Source organism: Vibrio marinisediminis (genome assembly GCF_014050145.1).
Taxonomy (GTDB): Bacteria; Pseudomonadota; Gammaproteobacteria; order Enterobacterales; family Vibrionaceae; genus Vibrio; species Vibrio marinisediminis.
This window is the reverse complement of record NZ_JACFYF010000002.1, coordinates 415,220-441,789: the sequence shown is the minus strand read 5'-3', so window position 1 is coordinate 441,789 and position 26,570 is coordinate 415,220. Positions and strand designations below refer to the sequence as shown.

At 43.8% G+C, this 26,570-nt stretch carries 20 protein-coding genes; 17 read left to right on the top strand and 3 right to left on the bottom strand.

All coding sequences use genetic code 11. The annotated features are described in order from the left end of the window. Window positions 1-94: 94 nt before the first annotated feature. The 4 genes from H2O73_RS06175 (at window position 95) to gabT (ending at window position 3,823) form a co-directional block, all read left to right on the top strand. The gene (locus H2O73_RS06175; RefSeq protein WP_182107672.1) at window positions 95-673 is read left to right on the top strand and encodes a TRAP transporter small permease subunit; all 579 of its coding nucleotides are present in this window, start codon (window positions 95-97) and stop codon (window positions 671-673) included. Further along, on the top strand, window positions 670-1,992 hold the full coding sequence (locus H2O73_RS06170) for a TRAP transporter large permease (RefSeq protein WP_182107670.1): 1,323 nt from the start codon (window positions 670-672) through the stop codon (window positions 1,990-1,992). The genes H2O73_RS06175 and H2O73_RS06170 overlap by 4 nt, the downstream gene beginning before the upstream one ends. Before the next feature lies 1 nt (window position 1,993). Then, complete coding sequence (locus tag H2O73_RS06165; RefSeq protein WP_182107668.1) at window positions 1,994-2,419, top strand: universal stress protein; 426 nt, start codon at window positions 1,994-1,996, stop codon at window positions 2,417-2,419. A 132-nt stretch (window positions 2,420-2,551) separates the two neighbouring features. Then, window positions 2,552-3,823, top strand: coding sequence for a 4-aminobutyrate--2-oxoglutarate transaminase (gabT, locus tag H2O73_RS06160; protein WP_182107666.1), 1,272 nt, complete (start codon window positions 2,552-2,554; stop codon window positions 3,821-3,823). Between the two features lie 83 nt (window positions 3,824-3,906). Here the strand turns inward: gabT and H2O73_RS06155 are convergent, their stop codons facing one another. Next, window positions 3,907-4,851, bottom strand: a complete 945-nt coding sequence (locus H2O73_RS06155; protein ID WP_182107664.1) for a DMT family transporter — start codon at window positions 4,849-4,851, stop codon at window positions 3,907-3,909. 194 nt (window positions 4,852-5,045) lie between these two features. Here H2O73_RS06155 and H2O73_RS06150 point away from each other — a divergent pair, with 194 nt between their 5' ends. From H2O73_RS06150 to H2O73_RS06130, 5 genes are all read left to right on the top strand, one after another. Continuing rightward, entirely contained in the window at window positions 5,046-6,104 is a 1,059-nt protein-coding gene (locus H2O73_RS06150; RefSeq protein ID WP_182107662.1) for a bifunctional transcriptional activator/DNA repair enzyme AdaA, read from the top strand. A 192-nt stretch (window positions 6,105-6,296) separates the two neighbouring features. Continuing rightward, window positions 6,297-10,394, top strand: coding sequence for a response regulator (locus tag H2O73_RS06145; protein WP_182107660.1), 4,098 nt, complete (start codon window positions 6,297-6,299; stop codon window positions 10,392-10,394). Between the two features lies 1 nt (window position 10,395). Continuing rightward, a complete protein-coding gene (locus tag H2O73_RS06140) occupies window positions 10,396-11,244 on the top strand; it encodes a CheR family methyltransferase (RefSeq protein ID WP_182107658.1) in 849 nt (282 codons plus the stop codon). Between the two features lie 9 nt (window positions 11,245-11,253). Beyond that, entirely contained in the window at window positions 11,254-11,841 is a 588-nt protein-coding gene (locus tag H2O73_RS06135) for a chemotaxis protein CheB (RefSeq protein ID WP_182107656.1), read from the top strand. A 1-nt stretch (window position 11,842) separates the two neighbouring features. Then, window positions 11,843-12,865: a GGDEF domain-containing response regulator gene (locus H2O73_RS06130; protein ID WP_182107654.1), complete on the top strand. Its 1,023-nt coding sequence runs from the start codon at window positions 11,843-11,845 to the stop codon at window positions 12,863-12,865. Window positions 12,866-12,919: 54 nt separating this feature from the next. On the opposite strand, the gene yegD is transcribed toward H2O73_RS06130, so the two are convergent. Beyond that, window positions 12,920-14,272 carry a molecular chaperone gene (yegD, locus tag H2O73_RS06125; protein WP_182107652.1) on the bottom strand — a complete coding sequence of 451 codons (1,353 nt, stop codon included), beginning with the start codon at window positions 14,270-14,272 and terminating at the stop codon, window positions 12,920-12,922. 216 nt (window positions 14,273-14,488) lie between these two features. Between yegD and yghU the strand changes: the two genes are divergently transcribed. The 8 genes from yghU to H2O73_RS06085 all read left to right on the top strand — a co-directional run bounded on the left by yghU (window position 14,489) and on the right by H2O73_RS06085 (window position 24,069). Further along, window positions 14,489-15,349, top strand: coding sequence for a glutathione-dependent disulfide-bond oxidoreductase (gene yghU / locus H2O73_RS06120; protein ID WP_182107651.1), 861 nt, complete (start codon window positions 14,489-14,491; stop codon window positions 15,347-15,349). 445 nt (window positions 15,350-15,794) lie between these two features. Continuing rightward, complete coding sequence (locus tag H2O73_RS06115; protein ID WP_182107649.1) at window positions 15,795-17,267, top strand: protein adenylyltransferase SelO; 1,473 nt, start codon at window positions 15,795-15,797, stop codon at window positions 17,265-17,267. 181 nt (window positions 17,268-17,448) lie between these two features. Continuing rightward, window positions 17,449-18,168, top strand: coding sequence for a response regulator (locus H2O73_RS06110; protein WP_182107647.1), 720 nt, complete (start codon window positions 17,449-17,451; stop codon window positions 18,166-18,168). After that, window positions 18,158-19,612, top strand: coding sequence for an ATP-binding protein (locus H2O73_RS06105; RefSeq protein ID WP_182107645.1), 1,455 nt, complete (start codon window positions 18,158-18,160; stop codon window positions 19,610-19,612). Before H2O73_RS06110 ends, H2O73_RS06105 begins: the two co-directional genes overlap by 11 nt. Before the next feature lie 224 nt (window positions 19,613-19,836). Continuing rightward, window positions 19,837-21,084 (top strand): ABC transporter substrate-binding protein, encoded by a 1,248-nt coding sequence (locus tag H2O73_RS06100; protein WP_182107644.1) that lies wholly within the window; start codon window positions 19,837-19,839, stop codon window positions 21,082-21,084. 90 nt (window positions 21,085-21,174) lie between these two features. Continuing rightward, a complete protein-coding gene (locus H2O73_RS06095) occupies window positions 21,175-22,101 on the top strand; it encodes a carbohydrate ABC transporter permease (RefSeq protein WP_182107642.1) in 927 nt (308 codons plus the stop codon). 16 nt (window positions 22,102-22,117) lie between these two features. Beyond that, on the top strand, window positions 22,118-22,948 hold the full coding sequence (locus H2O73_RS06090; RefSeq protein ID WP_220457502.1) for a carbohydrate ABC transporter permease: 831 nt from the start codon (window positions 22,118-22,120) through the stop codon (window positions 22,946-22,948). A 5-nt stretch (window positions 22,949-22,953) separates the two neighbouring features. After that, complete coding sequence (locus H2O73_RS06085; protein WP_182107640.1) at window positions 22,954-24,069, top strand: ABC transporter ATP-binding protein; 1,116 nt, start codon at window positions 22,954-22,956, stop codon at window positions 24,067-24,069. A 61-nt stretch (window positions 24,070-24,130) separates the two neighbouring features. Here the strand turns inward: H2O73_RS06085 and H2O73_RS06080 are convergent, their stop codons facing one another. Then, entirely contained in the window at window positions 24,131-26,335 is a 2,205-nt protein-coding gene (locus H2O73_RS06080) for a hypothetical protein (RefSeq protein WP_182107638.1), read from the bottom strand. Window positions 26,336-26,570 lie beyond the last annotated feature (235 nt).

Here is a 26,570-nt window from a genome sequence, read left to right as displayed (position 1 = left end):
TCAAATCAAAATTTAGATTTTGAATGCGTATTTAAATCGCAAACCAGAGGGGGGCGAGCCCCCCTTTCTTTTTATGCTGGCAGGGATGATGTGTATGTTGAGAAAAGTATTAACGGCTTATTGTCAGGGAATTAATCGCTTAGTGTATTGGATTGGCTTTTCTGCTTCGATACTCATGCCACTCCTTGCTGCCACTGTCGCTTTTGAAGTTTTTTCTCGTTATGTGCTTGGTGAACCGACGATCTGGGCTTATGACGTGTCGCTATTCTTATTTGGTTATATCGCCGCTCTTGGTGGCGCACTGGCGCAGCAAAACAAAGCGCATATCAACGTTGATGTGCTTTACCTTTCAGTGTCAATGCGGGTGCGCTCACTGTTCAATCTCGTTTCATACTCGTTGGCGATTTTCTTCCTTTCGGTGGTGCTGATGATGTCATTCGGCAAGTTTGAAGAAGCACTTGAGTTTAATTACCGACGCCAATCTGAATGGGCACCATCCATGGCGCATTTCTGGGTGATGATGATGGTCGCTACAGGCTCGTTTGTCGTCCAATTTACCAGCGACATGGTGCAAGACATTTATTACCTATTCACGGGTAAAACTCTTATCGAACAAGAACCAGAAGAGAGTGAACAACAAGACACGCTGATCGAACAAGCGGGGGATGTATGAGTATTGAAGTTCTAACGTTGTTATTGATTGGCTGTATTTTATTTAGCTTTGCCTTAGGCGCGCCAGTTGGGCTCGCTTTGGGTGGTATCGCGATGGGGATGGGGTATCTAACGTGGGGTGAAGGCATCTTCAACCTAGTCCCAACCACCATTGAGAGTAACTTTTTTAGTTTTATTTTGTTAGCAATCCCTTTGTACATCTACATGGGGCAGCTACTGACGCGTTCGGGTATCGGTGATGCGATGTTCAATGCCAGCCAAATGTTGATTGGGCGCTTGAGAGGCTCGCTGGCGATCAGCGTGATTGGTGTCTGTTCGATGATTGGTGCAATGGTTGGCATTATCGGTGCGGGTATTATGACCTCGGGAAGTATTGCCCTTAAGCCAATGCTTGAGCGAGGTTACGATAAGCGTTTGGCGCTTGGTGTGATCATGGCTGGTGGGGGGTTAGGTATCCTGATCCCGCCTAGTATTCCCATGATTATGTACGCGGCAACCACGCAAAATTCAGTAGGTCGCATGTTTTTAGCTGCGATTATCCCGGCGCTGATCTCAATTACGCTACTCATCAGCTATGTGATCATCAGTTGTAAGCTGAACCCTGAGAGAGCGCCGCTCGGGACGGGCAGTGAAAGCAAAATGACGGGTAAAGAAAAGGTGAGAACCGCGCGTGACGGCGTATTTTCTTTGCTGCTGATCGTTGCCGTATTAGGCAGCATAATTACCGGCATTGCCACGCCAACAGAGTCGGGTGCGATTGGCGTTGTCGGGGCGCTTTTTCTAGCAATTATCTTTAAGCGTTTTCGTTTTGAGATGTTCAAATCGTCGGGGTTTGAAACGGCAATGCTGGTCAGCGTGTCGATGTGGATCATTCTTGGCGCATCACTGTTTAGTAACTTCCACATGCTCAGTGGTGTACAAAACATGGTGGCACAAATTACGCAAGATCTTGGGTTACCGCCGCTTGGGGTGATCATCTTACTGCAAGTCATCATGTTGTTGCTCGGGTTCATTATCGATGAACTGATCATTGTGTTGATGTGCGCACCGTTGTTCACGCCAATTGTGGTATCGCTCGGTTATGACCCTATCTGGTTTGGCATTTTGATGATATTGAACATTGAGATTGCGGTACAAACACCGCCTTATGGTTTTGCCTTGTTCTATTTGAAAGGTATTGCCCCGCCAGGCGTCAGCATGATGGATATTTACCGCTCTATTCTACCGTTTATTTTGCTCAAATTGTGCGTGCTGGTGATGTGTATGTTGTTCCCAGAAGTGGTGATGTGGCTACCCAACAAAGTGATGGGAGTAAATTGATATGAGTTTACAACGTATCTTAATGCCCGTTGATCTCGCCTACCCAGAGGTAGTGAAGAGAGAAGTCAATTTGGCGCTAAAACTGATCGCGGAAGATGGGGTGATTGACATGCTGTATGTCGATGAAGCTCGCGTTCATCGCAGTATGGTGCCGACAGCTTCGGGTACTGCTTTTTCAGCGCAGCATCAAAGTGCGTTTGATAGCGTACAGACGATGTTAGAACAGTTAGTACCCAAGCCACATCGCGGCAAGAGTATTGTGCGTTGTGGAGTGGTATTTGACGAAGTGGTGTTACAGGCCAAGAAATCGAATGTAGACGCAATAGTCATGGCATCTGCGAAGCCTAAGCTGCGCTCATATCTGCTTGGCTCCAACGCAGCGAAAATCGTACGACATTCACATTGCTCAGTGTTTGTCGTGAAGTAAAAACAATAGCGATGCAACCAACCAAGTCGATAGTTCGGTGCAAAAATCGCGATACAACCAGTAAGTAAGTGCCCAAATAGAAAGAGGCATTTAGCTCGTATTAGTAAAGGCAATAAACTCAAGGAAATGATGATGACCAATCAACAACTGCACCAAAGAAGAAGCCAAGTCATTGCTCAAGGCATGGGCGCACTGTATCCGCTTTATGTGGAAAAAGCAGAAAACGCACATGTGTGGGATGTAGAGGGCAATAAATATATCGATTTTGCCGCTGGCATTGCAGTCACTAATACGGGTCATTCAAATCAACGTATTAGTGAAGCGGTGAAAGCACAATTAGATAACTTCTCTCATACTTGTGCGCTGGTTACGCCTTACGCCTCATTTATCGAGTTGGCAGAGAAGCTGACAAAAGCTGCGCCGGGAGAAAGTGATAAGAAGGCAATCTTCTTAACTACCGGTGCAGAAGCGGTTGAAAATGCGATTAAAATTGCGCGTGCGCATACAGGTCGCAGTGGCGCAATCGCTTTTAAAGGTGGCTTCCATGGCCGTACCAACTTAACCATGGGGTTAACAGGTAAAGTGGCACCATATAAGGCTGGCTTTGGTCCTTTCCCGAGTGAAATTTTCCATGCCCCTTACCCAAATGAGTTTCATGGCATCAGTGTTGAGCAAAGCCTGCAAGCGGTAGAAGATCTGTTTGCTTGCGATATCGAAGCGTCACGTGTTGCCGCGATCATCTTTGAGCCAGTGCAAGGTGAAGGTGGTTTCTACCAAGCGCCTGCGGAATTTGCTCAAGGTCTGCGTGAGATCTGCGATAAGCACGGCATTATGCTGATTGCGGATGAAATTCAAACCGGCTTTGCTCGTACGGGTAAAATGTTTGCTACGGAATATTTAGGTATTGAACCAGATATGGTCACCATGGCGAAAGGTATTGCAGGTGGTTTTCCAATTTCTGCAGTAGTGGGTAAATCTGAGGTTATGGATTCAGCCGCAGCTGGTGGTTTAGGTGGTACTTATGCTGGTTCGCCACTCGCGTGTGTAGCGGGTTTAGAAGTACTTAAAATCATTGAAGAAGATGATTTATGCGCTAAAGCGATGGGCATTGGTGAAGTGGTTTACTCTCGAATGACGAAGCTACAACAGTCAGTACCCGCGATTGGCGAAGTTCGTACCACGGGTGCGATGATGGCTATTGAGTTCACGGATCCGCAATCTGGTCAGCCTTTGCAAGAAGTGACTAAAACTATTATTAGTAAGGCGCAAGAAAACGGTTTAATTCTGCTTTCTTGTGGTGTTAAAGGCAATGTGATCCGCTTGCTTCCACCACTGACGATTGAGCAAGAAGTGCTGAGTGAAGGTCTAGATAAACTAGAGAAAATCATTTTAGAAGTGGTGTAACTTATACGGCTATCAATGGTTTCTATTAGCAAGACCCGAGTGCAATCACTCGGGTCTTTTTGTTAAATATTCATCGAATAATACTAAGGTTTAGATGTTAAAGGCTTGACTGATTCTGGCTTTACACGTTGCCAGAGTCGTCCATCAATAGCTGATAAGCCAAGTGCGATTAACAACATGCCGGCTAAGTGAACCCAGCCTAAAGACTCGTTAAGGAATGCACAACCAAGTAAAACGGCGGAAACAGGCACCAATAATGTCACCAGCAATACATTGGTCGCACCGGCTAGATCAAGAATTTTAAAATAGAGAACATAAGCTATCGCGGTAGAGAGCACCGCCAGTGCCGTAATCGCTGCCCATACATGGCTACTGGTCGCCATTAAATCGATCGGTCCATCGACAACTAAAGTGATAGGAAGCAGTATGATAGTGGAGCCCGTTACTTGCCCTGCTGCCGTGATAATCGGATCGACTCTTAGGGTTTTAAATCGACGACCATACACACCACCAAAGGCATAAAACAGTGCCGCTGCAACCACTGCAAGCTGAGGAAGCAGCTTACCTTCACCGTTCATCGCGGGTACGCCGATAATGACGACGACACCAATGAATGCGATACATACACCCAATAATTTTAGTGGAGTTGGGCGTTCATCAGGGAGTAGCAACCCTGCCACCACGACCGCAAAAATAGGTGCAGAGGCGTTAAGGATGGCGGCAAGCCCTGAGGCTATTTGAGTTTGCCCCCAAACAATCAGCGCGAATGGAATGACATTGTTTAATAGCCCCATGCCGAGAAAAGCCAGCCATATGTTAGGGTCCTTGGGCGGGCGAAGCCCAACCATGAAGACAATTGCCCACAATACTATGGTGGCAATGCCCACTCTGAGAGCCACAATCGTTAATGGTGGGAGTTCACTCACTGCGGTACCAATGAAGAAGAATGACCCTCCCCATATGATGGAAAGTAAAATGAGCATCGCCCACGCTTTAGCGCTCATCGTATTGGTGATTGAATATGTCATTGCCAATTCCATTCTTTGTATTTATCTATTGGGCTCATGCTAACGAACTCGAATTTTTCAGAACATCCGAATATTGCGTCATATTCGATTTCTTTTTGATGATCTACCTCCAATTATTCAGCAAGAATCGGATAGAAGATCATATTAATATGTGATGAGATGGTGGTGTTATGAGCTAGCTAGAGAATAAAACTATGTCGATTCCATCTGATAAAGCGATGATTGAAGCAATAAAAAATAGAGACAAATCCTTTGACGGTCAGTTTTATTACGGCGTTATTACGACGGGGGTTTTTTGTATTCCTTCTTGCTCTACTAAATCTGCAAATTTAGAAAATCTACGCTTTTTTGCGGATATTGAATCGGCAATACAGGCAGGATTTCGACCGTGTAAACGTTGTTGTCCTGCCGGCGAAAATACGCGAACTCAAAAGCTGATTGAAGTAGCACGTTATATTGAAGAGCACATAGAAGATAAAATAACGTTATCCCAATTGGGAGATATTGCAGAGCTTTCTCCATCTCGATTGCAAAGAGTATTTAAGGAGGTATTTGGCGTCTCTCCTAAGCAATATCAGAATGCAGTTCGAATGCGCCATTTTAAGCGTTCATTGAAAGAAGGTGGTGCGGTGACCGATGCCATTTATTCTTCTGGGTTTGGTTCGATAAGCCGAATATATGGTGAATCAATGCGCAATATTGGCATGACGCCAAAGGCTTATCGGGCAGGGGGAGAGGGTGAAATTATCCATTATGCCTGTCGAAACACCGTCCTTGGATGCATGATTATGGCGGCAACAGAAAAGGGTGTCTGTAGTGTACAGTTTGGTGACGATGAAGATTCATTAGTCGGCTTATTGTCGAAAGAATTCCCTCATGCTGACCTTCTCCTTTCTGCCGCACAAAATGACCCAGAGTTGGATCATTGGATGGATGCTTTAGATCGGTATATAAGTGAAGGCGCCCCAAGACCCGACGTGCCACTTGATATTCGCGGGACCGCTTTCCAGATCAAAGTTTGGTCATTTCTACTTAGCATCAAAGAAGGTGATGTGATGAGTTATGGCGAAGTCGCTGAGCATATCGACAACCCAAAAGCAGTCCGAGCGGTAGGTACGGCTTGCGGCAAAAATCCAATCGGGGTGTTGGTACCCTGCCACCGAGTGTTGAGAAGTGACGGCTCACTGGGCGGCTATCGCTGGGGGCTAGAGCGCAAACGAGCATTACTCGATAAAGAGCGGCAGAGGCGGTGAGCCGCTCAGGCACTCACTTTGTTACAACGCTACTTCTTAATGAACATTATGAAACGCGCTCAAGTGCATAAGTTTGGTTGATATATCATCAATTCGTATGATTTGCATCAAAAGGAGAGTGCTCCGTAATTGAGAATAGGCTGTTACTTTGTAAGAATTCGATATAAATGTTAATAAAATTGTTGTTTTTATATGCCCAAGTTTTCTGACATTCGAATTCAAACCAAATTAGTCTTCATTTTGATGTTTTTCGGCGTTGTGCCGTTACTCGCCGCAACGTTATTCAACGGAAAGATCGCCTCTAACGCGCTAATTGAAAAATCATTTAGTGAATTGAGCTCGATTCAACTATTAAGAAGTAATGAAATTAAAGAGTTCTTCTCTGAACGAATTATAGATGTAGAGATGTTTGCTCACAGTGACAATATGTCGTCATTGTCCGCACTAATCGATGTTGAGGAGCGAATTAATCGTACCAATACCTATAGTTCTTTAGTTAAGAAGTTCATCGATAATTACGGTTATAGCGACTTGTTACTCCTTAGCGCCAAAGAAGGGAATATTTTATATTCTTATAGTGACCCTCAGCGTGTCGGTTCTTCTGTTGTTCGTAATAAGGGAATGGACGTTGCTCTGAACCGAGCTTGGGCTGACGTTGAGTTAAATAATAAGTCGGTGTTTTCAGATTTTGCTTTTAGCGAATATGAACAAGGGCAAGTCTCGTATATCGCTGTGCCAATGGAAATGGATAATGGAGAGCTTGATGCTGTTCTTGTAGTCAAAATATTACCTCGACTCATTAATCAAATTCTTGATTCACGAGTTGGTTTGGGTGAAACCGGTGAGTCTTACCTTATTGGTGTAAATAGAGTCAGCGGAAAATTTGAACTAAGAAGCGACGTTGTATCGATGGGTGATGGGCAGTACGTGGTTGGTTTTCGTTTGCCAAATGACTTGCCTTATTGGACCGACGCTAAAGCCGCAGGTGATCAAGGTGGGCATAATACCTACGTTGATAGTGCCGGAAAAAAGGTTCTCATCACTTATAGCAAGATCCCTGTGCCTGGTCACCATTGGTATATGATTTCAAAAATCGACCAAGATGAAGTCACGCAGCCAATTTACTTTCTCTATATTACTTTGCTGTTTGCTTCACTGATATTGGTTGTCGTGGTGGGTTTAGTTGCGATGAAATTCGCCAAATCAGTGACTGAACCTCTGCTGCAAGGTATGGGATTTGCCAATGACATTGCATCAGGCAAACTCAATTCAACGTTACAACTTGATCGTCGAGATGAGCTGGGGCAGCTCTCAGATGCGCTTAACGATATGGCGGTACAGCTAACCGATCTTGATTGGTTGAAAACCGGCAAAGAAAACCTAGATGATCAATTACGTGGTGATTTAACTCTCGCTGAGCTCGCAAAACGTTTTGTCTCTTTCTTTACCAAGCACATGAACAGTGAGCTTGGAGCATTGTATCTTTTTGATGAGAAGACAAAGCAACTGACGTTAACTTCAAGTTATGCTTTTCAAGACCGAAGTGGCAATTTTAATGTGATTGAGCTTGGTGAAGGCATGGTGGGGCAAGCTGCAGTTGAGCAAGAAATCATTGCTTATTCGGATATTACGCACAATGCTCCTTCACTCAATTACGGTGCAGGTGAGATTACACCCTCTAATTTTATGTCGATTCCGTTAGTAACCGATTCTCACTTGATTGGTGTGGTATTACTCGGTTCATTGACGCCGTTTACTCAACTGCAAAAACGTTATGTCAATGAAGCGTGTGCCAATGCGGCGGTTGTGTTTGATGCCGCTAATGCCCGCGAGACGATCGGCAAGTTGCTAGAACAATCTCAGCAGCAGCAACTGAATTTGTCTCAGGCTAATGATGATCTTGAAGAACAAGCTGCAGCACTACGCGAGTCAGAAAGTGCCTTGCAAACTCAGCAAGAAGAGTTACGAGTGACCAATGAAGAGCTTGAAGAGCAAACTAAGGTTCTCAAAGAATCAGAGGCAGAACTGCAAGCGCAACAAGAAGAATTGCGAGTGACCAACGAGGAACTTGAAGAGCGAACCCGAGCATTAGAAGATCAGAAGGTCGAGATGCTTGAGAAAAATAATGAGCTGAACCATGCACAGCAAATTGTAGAAGAGAAGGCGAAAGAGCTGGAAATTGCCAGTAAATATAAGTCTGAGTTTCTTGCCAATATGTCGCATGAACTTAGAACACCGCTCAATAGTATTCTGATCCTTTCGCAATTATTTGCCAATAACAAAGATGGTAATTTGAATACCAAACAGATTGAGTCAGCTAAGGCGATAAACTCTTCAGGCTCCGATCTGCTATCTCTGATCAACGAAATATTGGATCTTTCCAAAGTGGAAGCCGGCAAGGTAGAACTGCACATCGAAGATGTGCCATTCATTGCCATCGAGCAAGATATTAACCGTCTCTATAAAGACATTGCAGCGGACAAAGGGCTCGATTTCTCCGTTTCTATCGCGAGCAATTTACCCAATGGGATTGAGACTGACTCACAGCGTTTGCAACAAATTTTGCGTAACTTACTAACCAATGCGTTTAAGTTCACCCATGAGGGTTCTGTGTCACTTAGCGTGGCCTTGCCGTCACCTGAAATCGCCGAACGGATGAATAAACCTAGAGAGTCATTGGTGGCTTTTCATGTTAAAGATGACGGCATTGGTATTAAGGAAGAGCAGCAACTAGCCATTTTCCAAGCCTTCCAGCAAGCTGATGGCAGCACCAGTCGAAAATATGGAGGCACCGGGTTAGGGCTTTCAATTTCTAAAGAATTGGCTCACCTGTTGGGTGGAATGATCTCACTGAAAAGTGAAGAGCGCAAAGGCAGTGTTTTCACTATTGTGTTGCCTTTGGAGTACGTAAATAAGCAAAGCCAGCAAGACTCGTCTGAATCCTCTTTGACTCCGATCGTGAAAATTTTGCCACAAGAAGATGAACCGCAACTCGTTCCCCCTCAGCAGATAAATGGTGTAGAAAGTAAGCCTGCCAGTTTAAATGGCAAGGTGCCCGAACCGACGATATTGAGAAATGACAATTATGTTGATGATGATCGCCAAAGCATTGTCGCAGAAGATAAAACCTTGCTGATCATCGAAGACGATCGTGCATTTGCAGGTGTGATGCGTGATTTTGGGCGTGAGCGTGGCTTTAAGTGCATTGTGGCTGAAACTGGTGAAACCGGTTTGCATTTTGCCGAGTACTACAAGCCGAGTGCGATTATTTTAGATATTGGCTTGCCGGGGATTGATGGCTGGACAGTGATGGAGAGACTTAAAGATAATCCTGCTGTTCGACACATTCCAGTGCACTTTATGTCAGCGAATGATGCCAATCTTGATGCCATGCGAATGGGGGCGATTGGTTATCTCACTAAACCCGTTGATATGAAAAAGCTCGATAACGCTTTCACTAGTATTGAAAATATTATCTCTAAGCCAGTGAAGCGTTTGCTTGTTGTGGAAGATGATGACATTCAACGCGACAGCATCAGGCAATTAATCGGTGAGGATGACGTTCATATCGTCGCGGTCTCTACCGGCAAAGATGCTCTAGCAGAGCTCGAGTCACATAATTATGACTGCATGGTCCTCGACCTTGGTTTAGAGGATATGACGGGTTTTGATCTGCTCGAACATATTCGTCGTAGTGAAACGGCAGCACGAGTACCGATCATTGTCTATACCGGACGAGAGCTATCACGCGAAGAAGAGAAAGAGCTTAACCAATACGCGGAAAGCATCATTATTAAAGGTGTGAAATCGCCAGAGAGATTACTGGATGAGTCAGCGCTGTTTTTGCATCGAGTAGAAGCGGAGTTACCAGCGGAGCAACGCGGTATTCTAAAAGCAGTACATGATAAGGAATCGATACTCAAAGATAAGCACATCCTTTTGGTTGATGATGACATGAGGAACGTATTTGCGCTGTCTAATGTACTGGAAGACAAGGGTATGAATGTCACCATTGCGCGCGATGGTAGCGAAAGCTTAGATAAGCTGAAAGACAACCCAGACATCAATTTGGTGTTGATGGACATCATGATGCCGAAGATGGATGGCTATGAAGCCATGCAAGAGATTAGGAAGCAGAAGAAATACACATCACTGCCGATCATCGCGTTGACAGCAAAAGCGATGAAAGGTGACAGAAGCAAATGTATTGAAGCGGGTGCGAGTGACTATTTGGCAAAGCCGATTGATACCGACAAGCTAATTTCAATGATGAGAGTATGGTTGTACTGATATGAGTGATGTCATCGAAATAGACGACGAACAGTTAGAGATAAAGCTGTTTCTTGAGGCAATTTATCTTAAGTATGGTTACGATTTTCGCGAGTATTCGGTTGCCCATACTCGGCGTAGGCTTGAGTATCGCCGTGCTCTTGAAGGGATGAAAAACTACTCAGAAATGCAGCACAAAGTCATTTATGAACCGAGTTTTTTTGAGCAAGTCTTACTTGATCTCTCGATCAACGTCACCGAAATGTTTCGCGACCCTTGGTTTTATAAAAAAGTCAGAGAAGTCGTTTTGCCTCATCTGCAAACTTACCCTTTTGTTAAAGTGTGGCATGCGGGCTGCTCTGCAGGGCAAGAAGTGTATTCAATGAGCATTCTTCTTGAAGAAGAATGCATGACGGAGCGAGCTCAGCTCTATGCAACAGACTTTAATGAGGCGATTTTAGAGAAAGCGCAGAAAGGTATTTACCCAATGGATTTAGTGCGTCAGTACACCACTAATTACCAAGCGGCTGGTGGTACACACTCGTTTTCTGATTATTATCTTGCTGACTATGATCATGTGATTATGCAGAGCCGTTTGCGAGAGCGAGTGCTCTTTACACCGCACAACCTCGCCACCGACGGGGTTTTTGGTGAAATGAACGTTATATTCTGCCGAAATGTGCTGATCTACTTTAATCGTGAATTGCAAAACAAAGTGTTTCAGCTGTTTTATGACAGCTTAGTACCCGGTGGCTTTTTATGTCTTGGTTCTAAAGAGAGTTTGCGTTTTTCAGCGATTGCCGACAGATTTGAATTAGTGTGTGAACGAGAAAAAATCTATCGAAAAAAACGAACTGTTTATAACGATTGAGGGGGCGGTATGAGTGTGAATTGCGGTAATACGGTGTATCGTGCCGTCGTTATTGGCGCTTCTGCTGGCGGACTATTGGCAATGGAAGAGATTCTTAAAAACTTAAAACCAAGTTTTTGTCTTCCAGTGTTGTTAGTTCAGCATATCAGCCCTAATGTTGAAAGCTATTTGGCGACCCATTTTGAGCACCGCTCCAGCCTGCGTGTTAAAGAAGGGGAAGATAAAGAGCCAATACGTCGAGGTATTTTATATATTGCCCCGCCGAACTACCACATGATGGTCGAAGTGGATGGTTCGGTAGCGCTCTCTATTGACGCGCCAGTGAATTATTCTCGACCGTCCATTGATGTACTGTTTGAAACTGCGGCTGATTATTTTGGCAAAGAGCTTATCGGTGTTGTGTTGACCGGGGCTAATTCAGATGGTGCGCAAGGGTTACAGCGAATCAAAGAAAAAGGAGGTATGGCTGTTGTGCAGTCGGTGGAAACCGCAGAAGCTCAGGCTATGCCGCAAGCAGCAATTGATGCTGTTAACGTAGACCATATAATTCCTTTGGAAAGAATGGGTGAATTTTTAAACAGCATATGTGAGTGTTGAAATGACGAAACGTCCTAGTGTCTTGATTGTGGATGACCGTCCTGAAAATTTAATTACCTTGGAAGCACTATTAGAGCCATTTAATCTCGATATTGTTCGTGCGACGTCAGGTGCCGAAGCACTTGCTCATACACTTGATTACGATTTTGCTTTGGTGCTACTAGATGTACAAATGCCGGGCATGGATGGCTATGAAGTTGCAGAGTTGCTGCGTGGCAACAAAAAAACTAAGTCGATTCCAATTATTTTTGTAACGGCTCGTTCCAAAGCAGAAACACAAATCTTCAGAGGCTATGAGTCAGGCGCAGTTGATTACATGTTTAAGCCGCTTGAGCCGATAGTATTTAACGGTAAAGTGCGTGTGTTTATCGAACTATATGAGCAAAAAGAAGCGTTGCGCCGTAAAACTATAGAGTTTGATCAGAAGTTAGCCGAGTTAGAAGAGTTGCAGCAACAACTTGAAGAGACTAACGAGCAGTTGTTGATGTTATCAACCACTGATGGATTGACCGGGCTATATAATAAGCGTCGCTTTGAAGAGATTTTCTCAGAGGAGTGGGAAAGAGCATCAAGAACTGAAACCTCACTCTCGCTAATCATGCTCGATATTGACCACTTTAAGCTCTATAACGATAGCTTTGGGCACCATTTAGGCGATGATTGCTTGCGAAGTGTGGCGAAGGCGCTGCGTCAAATGGAATTGCGCGAGCTTGACCGTATAGCGCGTGTTGGCGGCGAAGAGTTCGCGATTGTGTTGCCTGATACAGATCCACAGGGGGCTGAACTTGTGGCTGAGCGGGTAAGAAAAGTTATCAGCGAACTACGTATCCCCCACAATGAAGCTTCAGGAAGAGAAATTGTCACTGCCAGTTTTGGTGTAAGTTCTATTTTGCCGACTCGACACTTATCCTCTCGCTATCTTGCGGAAGCTGCTGACGAGGCTTTGTATGAGTCGAAAAGCAAGAATCGTAATTGTGTCACTTTTAAAGAGTGCATGACGTGCTGGGAGTACGCACAAGATTAAAGCGCAATTTTGGGGCGCGAGTTGACCCCAAAGCGCTTTAATCTTTTCAATCGACTATCGGTAGATCAGATCTGCCCAGTGGGTAAGCCCTGCGGTAACCGAACCAAAATAGTTACCACTGATGATCTCAGTATTCGGAAGTACCGATGCTACTGCTGAGGTCAATGCGCGAGAGCGAGAAGAACCGCCAGTCATATAAATCACATCTGGCTCAATGCCACTCTGTGTGACAGCCTCTTGTACCAAGCTGCGAATCTTGTTCATTGGATTCTCAATTGCCGCATCAATTCCTGCGCGTGAAGTGGGTACATTAAATGTCTCTGAGACTAAATCGATCAAGGTGGTGAACGTCTCCTGATCAGACATCGCAATCTTTGCCATTTCAGCTTGATGTATCACACCATGCCCCAGCGTTTCTTGATGTAGTTTGACTAAGCGATTGAGTTTTTCCGGCTCCATCGCATCCATGTGAAATTGACGAAGTGTTGGCAAGTTATCATGAGCGTAAAAACTACGTTGAGCTTGAACATCGTTAATCGCCACTGAATTCCAAAACTGAATTAATGGTAGGTCTAAGCCACTTTTTAGCTTAGTGCCAAGGCCAAATTCTGTCATTAAGCACTTAAACGCAATGAAAATATCTAAGTCATTACCGCCCACCATTTGTCCAGTATGAGCCAGTAGGGAATCTTTTCGGTCAAGCTTGCCACGCCATGTAGGACCCATTTGAATCATTGAGCAGTCGGTTGTACCACCACCAATATCCACCACCAAAACTTTCTTATCAGTCGTCAGTGTGTTTTCAAAATCTAATCCTGCTGCTACGGGTTCATATTGGAACTCAATCTCTTTAAAACCTGCGCGCTTTGCTGCGCGAGTCAAAATATCGACCGCTTGAATGTTAGATGCCTCACCACCGCGACCTAAAAAGTTCACTGGTCTACCGATGACGGTTTGGCTGAACTCTTTTTCAATGGCTGCCTCTGCGCGAGTTTTGATGTTGCTCATCATCGCGCAAACCAGATCTTCAAAAAACGAGAGTTGCATATCTCTAAGCCCCATAGCTCCTAAAAATGATTTAGGCGACTTGACGAAATACACGTCTTTCGGGTCTTGCAAGTAAAGCTCTAACGCTTGATGACCAAACTTTACGTCATCCGCGATAACGTCTAATCCCTCTTCACGGTTGAGTTTGATCGCTCTTCTAAGTACGGCTTGATTGGTTTCGTCACTCGGTTGAATGTTTAAGCAACGGAACAAGTACTCAGAAACAGATTCGGCATTCGGTGCACACAAGGTTGAAGGCAAGTAGACGTTTTCACCAACTAATGGAATAGGAACGGCTTTACCGTTAACTAGATGAGCTACGCAGCAATTTGCAGTACCGAAATCAAATCCAATCGACATTTTTACCTCAAGGTATGGAAATAAGGGGGGCACACTAAACCTCACACTGGTAGACGGGTCAAGTGGTATTGCTGCAAACGATCATACTTTGCTCTACACACGATGGGTATGCGAACCATTATTGTGTTAACGATTTTGTTAATAGTGGTTGTTTTTTGCCTACATTGTCACCAGATCTTCTACAGTAAATAAGAATACAAAAAAGAAGGAACGGTCATGGTCAGCGAATACATTCCACCTAAAACATGGATCAGCGATACCGAAAATGGTGGTACTTGGGCGAGTATTAATCGACCGACAGCGGGAGCACGCCATGAGCAAGCTCTACCGGAAGGTGAGCATCCATTGCAGCTTTACTCAATGGGTACGCCAAATGGTCAGAAAGTGACGATTATGCTGGAAGAGCTTTTAGCTTTAGGTATTACGCAGGCGCAATACAACGCGCATCTGATCAGTATTGGTGATGGCGATCAGTTCTCATCGGGTTTTGTGGCGATTAATCCAAACTCAAAAATTCCAGCGCTGGTTGATCGATCTGTAACGCCAGCCGTGAACGTATTTGAATCTGGGCATATCTTGCTTTATTTAGCTGAGAAGTTCGGCTGCCTGTTGCCCAAAGACCCAGCAACCAAAGCCGTTGCAATGAACTGGCTATTTTGGCTACAAGGCAGCGCACCTTACCTTGGTGGTGGCTTTGGTCATTTTTATGCCTATGCTCCAGAAAAAATGGAATACCCAATTAATCGTTTCACCATGGAAATAAAGCGCCAACTTGATCTACTCAACAATCATTTAGCAGAGAATCATTATTTGGCTGGTGATGAGTATTCGATTGCGGATATCGCCACATGGCCTTGGTATGGAAATTTGGTGCTTGGTAAATTGTACGACGCCGGAGAATTTCTTGATGTGGCAAGCTATCCAAACCTACTTCGTTGGGCTGAAGAAGTTTCAGAGCGATATGCAGTCCAACGCGGACGTATCGTTAACCGATCTTGGGGGGAGGAGTGGGAGCAGGTACTAGAAAGGCATAGCGCTGATGACATAGATCAAGCGTTGGCAAAACAACCAAAATAAGATTTCAATTGCAGCCAATTGTTTCTTTAGTTAAGCCCTGAGTTTAGGGCTTTTCGTCGTCTTCATCATTTCATTTTATGTCCGTACTCATGGTATTGCTATCCATTCGTTGTCATAAAAAATTCACTATCAACAAATTGTTAATTCGCTTAAATTTCATATTATTGTAATTAAGATGTCATATTGAGTGAGGTGGTTATGAGAGAACAAGAAATGATACAACCGTCAAATTTTGGCGTAATTAGCCGTACTTGCCTTTTTTCTTTAGTGGGTATTCTTAGCGTCTTCCTGATTGTGTCACTTTAGCCTAGTCATTAATTATAAGTGGTTGTTTTATTTAGCCACGCCAAGTGTGTGGGTACTAACTTTTATTCAAAATGGACTAGAACCCACATATTTAATTTGATAGTTTGCAGTGAGTCTAAGCTACAAAAATGGATTGTAAATGGCTAACTATCACCCTCTTGTTATCACAAATCGATTTGCCCAACTTCCCGCTTGTTTTTACCGCGATGTTACCCCGCAACCACTGGACAACACTCGGTGGGTGATGTGGAACTCGACATTAGCTATACAGTTTGGCTTACCTGAAAATGCGCCGCTTGGTGAGTTAAAACAGCAACTGTCAGGTGAAGTGGAACATCCCCAATTCAGCCCTTTAGCTATGAAATACGCTGGACACCAGTTTGGTGTCTATAACCCAGACCTTGGTGATGGACGAGGCTTGCTTTTGGGTGAATTGACTGACGCCAAAGGCAGTGTGTTTGATTTACATCTGAAAGGGGCAGGGTTAACACCATACTCTCGAATGGGGGATGGGCGAGCGGTATTACGTTCGACCATTCGTGAATATCTGTGTAGCGAAGCGATGGCAGGTTTGGGCATAGCCACGACTCGCGCGTTGGGCATGCTGGTGAGTGATACGCCAGTTTATCGTGAGAAACAAGAACGCGGGGCCTTACTGTTGCGTATGGCGGAAAGCCATGTACGTTTTGGTCACTTTGAATACCTCTTTTATACCAATCAACTTGCCGAACTCAAGTTGTTGGCTGACAAAGTGATTGAATGGTATTGGCCTCAGTTAGCGCAGGCAGAGAATCCTTACATTGCCATGTTCGAGCAGGTGGTGGACACAACCGCGTTAATGATTGCGCAGTGGCAGGCAGTGGGTTTTTGTCATGGGGTAATGAATACCGATAACATGTCGATCATCGGTCAAACGTTTGATTATGGTCCGTTTGCTTTTCTTGATGATTATGATCCAAGTTACATCTGCAATCATTCTGATTACCAAGGGCGTTATGCATTTAATCGCCAGCCTTCCATTGCTTTATGGAATTTATCTGCACTCGGGCATGCTTTATCAGCCATCATCGATAAATCGGATATTGAGCAGCAACTCGCGCAATATGAAATAAAGCTGCAGCAGTATTATAGCCGCCAAATGCGCGCCAAACTTGGCTTGAATACTACCCTTGAAGAGGATGGTGAGTTCTTTGTCTCGCTGTTTGAGTTATTAGAAAAAACTCACGTTGACTACCCACGCTTTATGCGAGAACTGTCCAATTTGGATCACCAGAGCCCATCCAATGTGATCGACTTGTTTGTTGATCGCGACAGCGCAAAAACTTGGCTTGAACGCTACCTTCTACGAGCAAGTAAAGAAGTGGATGAAAATGGCAATAGCATTACCGCAAAGCAGCGCTGCGAGCAGATGAGAAAAGTGAACCCTAAGTATGTGTTTCGCAACTACTTGGCACAACAAGCGATAGACAAAGCAGAGCGCGGCGATTTTAGTGAAGTACAAACGTTGGCTAAGTTGCTGGCAGCGCCCTATGACGAGCATTCTAAATATGAATCCTACGACAAGTTACCGCCAGAATGGGGAAAAGGCATGGAAATCAGTTGCTCTTCGTAAGCTCAATTAGATCAAATGACAGCTTATAACTGTGCTGTGTATCTTGTTGTTACTGCAATTGTTAATTATATGTGAACATTATCTGAGGTTAGTTCAAACTATTACAAGATATCGCTCTTACTTGCGGTACGAAACCATAGAATTTGAGTATTCAACACAAATTGATATGGATTAGTCATTGATGAATGCGAAGATATTGGTTGTCGATGATGACAACGAGATACGAGAGTTACTTGACGAATATCTAACAAAGTCGGGTTATCAAGTACTTACTGTCAAAGATGGTGTTGAGCTTAAAACACAGCTTCAATTTGGGTATCCGGATCTTATTTTGCTCGATGTAATGCTACCGGGTGATGACGGATTTACCATCTGCCAACAGGTAAGGCGCAGTTCGGATGTGCCGATCATTATGCTGACGGCTGTCTCTGATGATACAGATCAAATCATTGGCTTAGAGATTGGCGCTGACGATTATATTGCTAAACCATTTAGTCCTCGTCATCTTATTGCGCGTATTAAAGCGGTGTTGCGCCGCAGTCAACTGAGTAACGAACGCTCAATAGATTCCCTACCTAAAGCGATAGTGTTTGGTGAATGGCGTTTAGATACTCTCGCCCACAAGATTACCCACCTTAAAGATCATCAACAGCATGATTTATCAGGCAGTGACTTTAATTTGTTGATGCTGTTTCTTTCTCGTCCCAATGAAGTGCTCGATCGAGACACTATTTCTCATGCTACACGTGGAAGAGAAGCGTTACCGTTGGAGCGCGGGATTGATGTCCAACTTAGCCGATTGAGGCAGCGTCTAGGTGATAGTGGGAAGTACCCCAATTACATCAAAACAATGCGTGGTAATGGTTACATCCTCTCAGTTCCAGTGAGCTATGAACTTTAGTCTTTTAGGAAAACGTATGAGAATCAATTCCTTGGTGTCGAGGACATTAACTCTGACGTTGTTTGCCGCGTTAGTCGCTCAATTGATTGCTACCACAATCTGGTATACAGAATCCAAGAAACGTGAAATTGAAGGTATTACTTCAACCTCTGCGAGCATGGCGAACATGTTCGCCTCTACCGTTACTTTTTTTGAATCACTTCCCGTGAGCTATCGCCATATTGTGTTAAACCAAATTCGAAATATGGGAGGGACCCGCTTTTTCGTTTCATTGAATAAACAGAAGTTGATCGTTGATCCCATTGAGAATAATGCACTAAAGAACGCATCGGTAAGCGCTATCGAGCAGGTATTGCACTCTGAGTTGCCACGGGTGAATTCTATATCAGTCGACTTCTCTTTGCGGCAAAATCTGCGTTTACTAAAAAATGACCTCTATTTAACCGATTTGCCTAAATCTTGGGTTCATCACACTTTAACGCTTTCACCAATCGAGCCGCCGGTGCTAGTGGTGCAAATTGAACTGACGGATGATCAATGGCTATATATTGCAGCTTTGCTGCCCGCGCCATATATGACGTTAGATGACAGCATCTTTAGCCAAGAGCAGTGGTGGTTTCTTACCATATCGACCTCATTGCTGTTGGGTTTAACCTATTTGTTAATGCGTCAGCAAGTTAAGCCATTAAAGCGTTTAGCCAAAGCCGCCAATGAAATGAGCATGAACATCGAGCAGCCAGCTTTGAAAGAGGAAGGTGCGAGTGAACTGATCACTGCCACACGCGCTTTTAATCGCATGCAGCAGCGTATTCAACGCTATATCGCTGATCGCGAGCTGCTATTTTCTTCCATATCTCACGATCTTAAAACGCCAATTACTCGTTTACGTTTGCGTACTGAGTTACTCGATGATGAGATAAAACGCGATAAGTTTAATAAAGACCTCGATGAACTTGAATTATTAGTGAAAGGGGCTCTTCAATGTGTAAAGGATACTGATCTGCATGAAAATAATGCGGATATTGATATCAGAGAGCTGCTGTTTTCGCTGGTTGAGCCACTGAATCAAACGACCCAACGGGTTGAGATTGAGTTAAGTAACACGTTATCGATAGTGGCTAAGCCGTTAGCGATCAAGCGGGTTTTCAGCAACTTAATAGATAATGCAGTGAAATATGGTGGTACGGCATTGGTGGCGGCAAAACAAGTAAAGCAAGGGGTGTTAGTTACCATTACAGATACAGGACCAGGCATACCAGAACAACAACTCGAAGTGGTATTTGAGCCATATTGCCGCCTTGCTACTGATGAAGACGGACATGGGTTAGGGCTTGGTATATGCCGGAATATCATCCACGGGCATGGTGGAGATCTCACTTTAAGTAATTGCGAGGAAGGTGGCTTGCAAGTGCAAATCTATTTACCGTCAGGGTTAGATGGTTAATGTAACTAGTTTGTTACATGCTGTTTACTGTTTGTTTCAAAGCGTAGGTGTTCAATTGGTTAGACTCAATATCGAATCAAAAGTCGGGTCCTAAGATCAATAAAGAGGGCGTGCTTAGTTTGTTACTCAGTTCGGCTGCTTTACGAGTCTGAGACCTACTGCGTACAAGGAAGTGCTCTCATATCTAGCGAGCCTGGAGTCTAATCCTAACAAGGAAGATAACGATGAAACTAAATAAAACCCTACTGACCCTATCTCTTATTGCTGTGTCTCCACTTGCCAGTGCTGGGCAAGTGGAAGTACTCCACTGGTGGACATCGGGTGGTGAGGCAAAAGCGCTTAATGAACTAAAAGATATGCTTGAAGAGCAAGGGCATGACTGGAAAGACTTTGCGGTTGCTGGTGGTGGTGGTGAAAGTGCTATGACGGTGTTGAAAACTCGTGCAGTGTCAGGCAACCCTCCTTCCGCCGCACAAATTGTTGGACACGATATTCAAGAGTGGGGTGGTTTGGGTTTTTTGACTAACTTGGATGATGTTGCCAAACAAGGTGGTTGGGATGACGTGGTCCCACCGATGGTGACGGATATCATGAAGTTTGATAACGGTTATGTTGCTGTGCCAGTCAATGTTCACCGTGTTAATTGGTTATGGGCAAACCCAGAGGCATTCAAAAAAGCAGGAGCGAAAGTACCAACTACGCTTGAAGAGTTTTTTGTCGCGGGTGATAAGCTCAAAGCGGTAGGAATTATTCCTCTTGCTCATGGTGGGCAGCCATGGCAAGACGCAACTGTGTTTGAAGCTGTCGCACTGGATGTTTTGGGCAGTGAAGATTACAAAAAAGCATTTGTTGAGTTAGATATGGATGTGCTGTCTGGCGATAAGATGGTGCAAGTTTTCTCTCAATTCAAAAAAATGCGTGATTATATCGATGCTAACTCGCCGGGACGTGACTGGAACGTGGCAACATCAATGGTGATCAACGGTGAAGCTGCGATGCAAATCATGGGCGATTGGGCAAAAGGAGAGTTTTCAGCGGCCGGAAAAGTAGCCGGCAAGGACTATGTTTGTGTCCCAGCTCCAGGCACTGCTGGGCAATTTACACATAACGTGGATAGTTTCGCCTTTTTTGAACTCAGTGATGAGAAAAGCCGTCAGGCTCAAAAAGCTTTGGCTGCGACAATTCTTGACCCTAAATTCCAAGAAGTATTTAACTTAAACAAAGGTTCTATCCCTGTACGTTTAGACATGGACATGTCCAAGTTTGACTCCTGTGCACTTGATTCGATGTCAGATTTCAAGTCAACCGCTAAAACGGGTGATTTAGTCCCAAGTATGGCTCATGGTATGGCAACAACGAGTTACGCTCAGGGCGCTATTTTTGATGTTGTAACAAATTTCTTTAACGACAAAAAAGCGGATCCGCAACAAGCAGCGAATAAACTCGCGAAAGCCGTTAAGGCAGCTATCTAATTCGCTTAAGCACTTCTTGTTAAAATAGTTAGGCTTATAGTGAGCCTAACTGTCTTTTCCTTGGCTTGTTTTTCTTTGCAAGGATTCGTTATGGAACAAACGATCACCCATTCAACCACTTCTAATGTGGTTCGATTGAGCTTTGCCGATCGATTACAACATTGGCTACCCAAAATCGTACTTGCTCCGACGATGTTAATCACCGTCGTGTGCATCTATGGGTATATTTTTTGGACTGCTCTACTCTCACTGACCAATTCCCGGTTTCTTCCGAGTTTTAATTTTGTTGGCTTCGCTCAATATGAAAAGTTAATGGATAACGACCGATGGATGACGTCGATTGCCAATTTAGGCATTTTTGGTGTGCTATTTATCGTAGTGTCGATTGTACTTGGCGTTATGCTGGCAATTCTTCTTGATCAAAATATTCGCCAAGAAGGCGCGATTCGTACTATCTACCTCTACCCAATGGCACTCTCTTTTATCGTAACCGGTACCGCTTGGAAATGGATATTAAACCCAGGGTTGGGTATTGAAAAGCTGATGCATGACTGGGGATTTGAATCGTTTAAATTTGATTGGTTAGTCAATTCAGAAATGTCGGTTTACACCTTAGTTATTGCTGCTGTTTGGCAATCTTCAGGCTTTGTCATGGCAATGTTTTTAGCCGGTCTGCGCAGTATTGATTCATCGATTGTTAAAGCGGCTCAAATCGACGGTGCTAGTCTACCTACCATTTATTGGCAAATTATTCTGCCTTGCCTACGACCTGTTTTTTTAAGTGCAGTGATCATCACTTCACATATTGCTATTAAGAGTTTTGATTTGGTGACTGTAATGACAGCAGGTGGACCAGGATACTCTTCTGACTTACCAGCTCTGTTTATGTACGCCCACTCATTTACTCGCGGGCAAATCGGTCTTGGTGCCGCGAGCGCAATGATGATGTTAGCAGGGATACTTGCGATCTTAGTGCCATATCTCTATTCAGAATTGAGGGAGAAAAATAGTGAATAATCTAAAACTCTCCCGAATGTTTTTATACGCAATCCTTATTACGTTTTGCTTAGTTTATATGATGCCACTAGTTGTCATGGTGATGACTTCACTGAAAACATTGCCAGATATTAAGGCGGGCAACATCATGAGTTTGCCTCAAGAGTGGGTATTTGATGCTTGGTATAAAGCGTGGGGGGGCGCGTGTACAGGCATTACCTGTGAAGGAGTAAAAGGCTATTTTTGGAACTCATTCCAAATGGTAATCCCGGCGGTTGTGGTTTCGACCTTGATCGGTGCGTTTAATGGTTACGTTGTGACCAAGTGGCAATTTAAAGGTTCAAATCTGTTTTTTAGTTTGTTGCTGTTTGGCTGTTTTATACCTTTTCAGGTGATTCTACTGCCAATGGCTGCGGTGCTTGGCAAACTAGGCATGGCAAATACAACCATGGGGCTGGCATTGGTTCATGTGATTTATGGAGCAGCATTCACCACGTTGTTTTTTAGGAATTTCTATATTGGTGTTCCAGATGAGTTGGTCAAGGCAGCTAAACTCGATGGCGCTGGCTTCTTTACCATTTTCTTTAGAATCTTACTGCCACTCTCTACACCGATCATTATGGTGACGGTGATCTGGCAATTTACCTCGATATGGAATGATTTCCTATTCGGTGTGGTTTATTCGGGGGCAGATACCCAGCCTATTACCGTTGCGCTCAATAATTTGGTTAATACCAGTACAGGTGTGAAAGAATATAACGTTGATATGGCAGCCGCGATTATTGCGGGCTTACCAACCTTAGTGGTGTATGTGCTAGCAGGGAAATATTTTGTGCGTGGATTAACCGCAGGATCAGTGAAAGGATAATAGGTATGGCAACTTTAGATTTAAAACAGATCCGTAAAACCTATCCAAAGGCGGATCAAGAAACGTTGAAAGGGATTGATATTAGCATTGAGTCTGGTGAGTTTTTGATCTTAGTCGGTCCCTCTGGCTGTGGTAAATCTACCTTGATGAATACAATTGCCGGTCTTGAGGATATTAGCTCTGGACATATAGTGATTGATGGGCGGGAAGTCTCTCAAGTCGAACCAAAAGACCGAGACATTGCGATGGTATTTCAGTCGTATGCGCTTTATCCCAATATGACCGTATATGGCAATATTGCGTTTGGTTTGAAAATCCGCAAGATGCCGCAGGAAGAGATCAACACAGAGGTGCAACGTGTTGCTAAAATGCTGCAAATTGACCATTTACTAGATAGAAAACCATCGCAACTTTCTGGTGGACAAAGGCAGCGGGTTGCGATGGGCAGAGCATTGGCACGTCGACCCAAGCTGTATCTATTTGATGAGCCACTCTCTAACCTTGATGCGAAACTTAGGGTGGAAATGCGTCATCAAATTAAGCGTTTGCACCAACAACTTAATACCACCATTGTATATGTGACTCATGATCAAATAGAGGCTATGACTCTCGCTGACCGAATTGCCGTAATGAAAGATGGTGAGGTACAACAGCTGGGCACGCCGAATGACATTTATTCAGCACCAAATAATATGTTTGTTGCCAGTTTCATGGGGTCTCCATCGATGAACTTTATTGCTGGCTGTGTGCATCGAAACGATGCCGGTCAGCCTTACATAGAAATGCTAGATAGTAATCAAGATCCTAAGCAGTTGAGTTTACCTTTGGCTATGTCTGAATATGAAGGTAAAGACATTGTTGTTGGTCTTCGACCTGAGCACATTACTGATAAAGTGATGCCTGATTCTGACACGTTAACGCGGCTGGAGCTTTCACTTGATGTACTGGAACCGACCGGACCAGATGTCATTGCGATGTTTACTCTTAATGATCAAGAGATTGCGTGTCGTCTAGCCCCTACATTCTTAGCTAAAGCTGGGCAGGTTGTACCGCTTAGCTTCGATCTGTCGAAAGCCGTCTTTTTTGATGCGAAGACAGAACAGAGATTAGAAGTCGGTTAATTTTTGTTATATGCACTAGGGTTTGATGGGTAGGAAACTACCCACCATTTATTGTGTTAGTTTAATGCTGAATGATTACGCGTTGCTGCGTTAGTAAATCCACTATATAGAGTGATGATGTTCTTTCATCGGCAACTAAGGCGAGCTGCGTTGAGACATTGATGTCTATACCTCTGGGGCGTACTAAAATGACCCCATATTGATGATCCTCAGCGCTGTGGTTAGAGCGTTCGCCTGTTGCGATATCGATTCGAATTAATGATTCACTATTATGTGAGACTCCGTAGAGAACATTCTTTGAGGGATCGATTGTGAGATCTCGGGTGTTATTTGTAGGAGGTCCTGAATTCGTGGTCATATTTGAAACAATTGAGCGTGCCCCATCGATCAAGTTCATCGCCCAAATATGTTTTTCACCCGTAGAGGGAGAAAAGACAACTTGATTATTTCTCTTATCTAAAGCCATTCCATAACCCGTTCTCAGCTTTTCATCAGTATTGAGGTTTGAAATAGAAACTAAATTTGATAAAACCTCAGTCTCAATATTCCAAGTTAGAACGCCAATTGTGTCATATCCGCTAGGAACGGCGTCATCAACTTCTCGAATTAAATAAAGTAATCCAGAATCAACGTCGATATCTATGTCGGTTAGAGTGAAATTTTGATAATCACGAATATTGGCAATATGGCTTGGGTCGATCATTTTGTTGAGAGTACCCGTCTCAATATCTACTCTGTATAGCTCATCACTGCTGCTTGAATTGATAAGGTAGAGATGGTTATTGTTCTTATCTAAAACGCCGTCTTCAAATGTTACTCCAGTGTACGTACCTATTTCTCGCCATTGCTGGGTCTGTAGATCCAACTCATATAACTGGGAATACAGATTCTGTTCTTCTCTACGAATGATGTAGTAGACCTTATTCGACTCAAGGTCGAGCAATGCTTTTCGGGCTGTGCTTGGGTTAATGTGGTTTCCTCCAATGCTTAAGGAGTCACCAACTAGTTGATAGCTATAGCCACTATAACCGGGAGAAAATTGAACAAGTTGATAGTCCGTTTTAGTGGTTCCTGAAATGTACAAATGCTCGTTGGTACTAAAAAGAAATTCGGAGGATAAACGATTTTGATCAGGGTAGCCTTGCATTGATGCAGTGATGTCTTCCAAGGTATGTGTTGTTGCATCATAGGAGCAAATGTTCCCACTATCATCGTCATCACTCCAATAAAATGTGTTGCTGCTGCTTTGGTAGGTCAGTGAATTATTAGTCTCTATCGCAGGGCAAGTTGCCAAATTGGTTTGCAATCCAGATCCAGCACTATGTTCTCCATCAACCAAATTGATTTTACCCGATAAGTAACTGGTTCCAGCTTTAGCAACAAATGTTAGAGACGTTGAATTTTCTATTCCCCAATATAAAAATTGGTCAAATGTAGGTAGATTTACCAAAGGAAGGGGATCTAAGCTGGGTGAATCGAGTGCTAAATCCAATGTGTAAAGAATGCTACTTTTATACTCATTTGTGAGCACCAGTCTATTATTGGTTTCATCTAGTAACAGCGGCATTTCTTTCGCAAATGACGGGCTCGCCGGTTGTGTGTATCCCGGAGAAGATGGACCGTAAATTGTAGTGAAGGTAGAAGACGCTGTATCTAAGCGATTAATATATAAATCGTCTTGGAATACGACCAAGTAGTATAGACTTTGCCCATCTTTGGATACGACGATGCTTTCTGGTTCCTGCTCTTGCATCTCATCTTGATATTCATTCTCATTAGGGAAGTAGTCAACACTAACTTGGTAAACAAAATCTATTTGTTCGTTCAACGTGTTGAGGGAGAAAAAAGAATTGCTATACTCCTCAAAAATGTAAAGAGTATCGACTTCAGTTGCAAAGCTGGCTTTGGTGGGTCTTTCTAAAAAATAGGCATTTCGCCTAATTGAAGGAGCGAATAGAGATTGTTCTATCCCGCTTTCGTTGGTGTAGGTCACAGTCAATTGGTTGTCACCATAAGCAAGGGGAATATTCGCTACCCAAAATCCTTGACTAGCAAATGTTGTTGTATCTGCCGCTACACCGTTTACTTTTAGATTGGTTTCAGTTCCTCGACCTCTTACTTCAATCGTTGAAGCTGTTGTTAGAGAATCCACCAAAGGGAAAAGAACCTCAACTGTTGAGCTTGCCTTTACTGATGCGTCATCCTGTTCCCCACAGCCTATTAAGGCGAGTAATATACATATCGATGATATAACGTTCCTTGTCATAACATACCTCATTGTTTTGTAATGCTAATTAATTGTCTTTCCTGACATGGCTTATCTATTAGATAGCAAACAGACTGGAAGTAAATCATGAATTGTTAAAATTTGTTTGCGATTATTTTGCGTTTATTGTGCGAGGTCGGGTGTTGTGGGGGAATTCTACACAATTGATTTAAAAAATGGGTGAAATTGACCCATTATGATTGGGTTTACTGTTTTTATATGGTCTATATGCACA

Coding starts and splice junctions, on each gene's coding strand:
- H2O73_RS06115 (WP_182107649.1), top strand. CDS start 15,795: ATGGCTAACTATCACCCTCTTGTTATCACAAATCGATTTGCCCAACTT.
- yghU (WP_182107651.1), top strand. CDS start 14,489: ATGGTCAGCGAATACATTCCACCTAAAACATGGATCAGCGATACCGAA.
- H2O73_RS06090 (WP_220457502.1), top strand. CDS start 22,118: ATGTTTTTATACGCAATCCTTATTACGTTTTGCTTAGTTTATATGATG.
- H2O73_RS06175 (WP_182107672.1), top strand. CDS start 95: ATGTTGAGAAAAGTATTAACGGCTTATTGTCAGGGAATTAATCGCTTA.
- yegD (WP_182107652.1), bottom strand. CDS start 14,272: ATGTCGATTGGATTTGATTTCGGTACTGCAAATTGCTGCGTAGCTCAT.
- H2O73_RS06130 (WP_182107654.1), top strand. CDS start 11,843: ATGACGAAACGTCCTAGTGTCTTGATTGTGGATGACCGTCCTGAAAAT.
- H2O73_RS06150 (WP_182107662.1), top strand. CDS start 5,046: ATGTCGATTCCATCTGATAAAGCGATGATTGAAGCAATAAAAAATAGA.
- H2O73_RS06095 (WP_182107642.1), top strand. CDS start 21,175: ATGGAACAAACGATCACCCATTCAACCACTTCTAATGTGGTTCGATTG.
- H2O73_RS06170 (WP_182107670.1), top strand. CDS start 670: ATGAGTATTGAAGTTCTAACGTTGTTATTGATTGGCTGTATTTTATTT.
- H2O73_RS06105 (WP_182107645.1), top strand. CDS start 18,158: ATGAACTTTAGTCTTTTAGGAAAACGTATGAGAATCAATTCCTTGGTG.
- H2O73_RS06100 (WP_182107644.1), top strand. CDS start 19,837: ATGAAACTAAATAAAACCCTACTGACCCTATCTCTTATTGCTGTGTCT.
- H2O73_RS06155 (WP_182107664.1), bottom strand. CDS start 4,851: ATGACATATTCAATCACCAATACGATGAGCGCTAAAGCGTGGGCGATG.
- H2O73_RS06145 (WP_182107660.1), top strand. CDS start 6,297: ATGCCCAAGTTTTCTGACATTCGAATTCAAACCAAATTAGTCTTCATT.
- H2O73_RS06135 (WP_182107656.1), top strand. CDS start 11,254: ATGAGTGTGAATTGCGGTAATACGGTGTATCGTGCCGTCGTTATTGGC.
- H2O73_RS06165 (WP_182107668.1), top strand. CDS start 1,994: ATGAGTTTACAACGTATCTTAATGCCCGTTGATCTCGCCTACCCAGAG.
- gabT (WP_182107666.1), top strand. CDS start 2,552: ATGACCAATCAACAACTGCACCAAAGAAGAAGCCAAGTCATTGCTCAA.
- H2O73_RS06110 (WP_182107647.1), top strand. CDS start 17,449: ATGAATGCGAAGATATTGGTTGTCGATGATGACAACGAGATACGAGAG.
- H2O73_RS06080 (WP_182107638.1), bottom strand. CDS start 26,335: ATGACAAGGAACGTTATATCATCGATATGTATATTACTCGCCTTAATA.
- H2O73_RS06085 (WP_182107640.1), top strand. CDS start 22,954: ATGGCAACTTTAGATTTAAAACAGATCCGTAAAACCTATCCAAAGGCG.
- H2O73_RS06140 (WP_182107658.1), top strand. CDS start 10,396: ATGAGTGATGTCATCGAAATAGACGACGAACAGTTAGAGATAAAGCTG.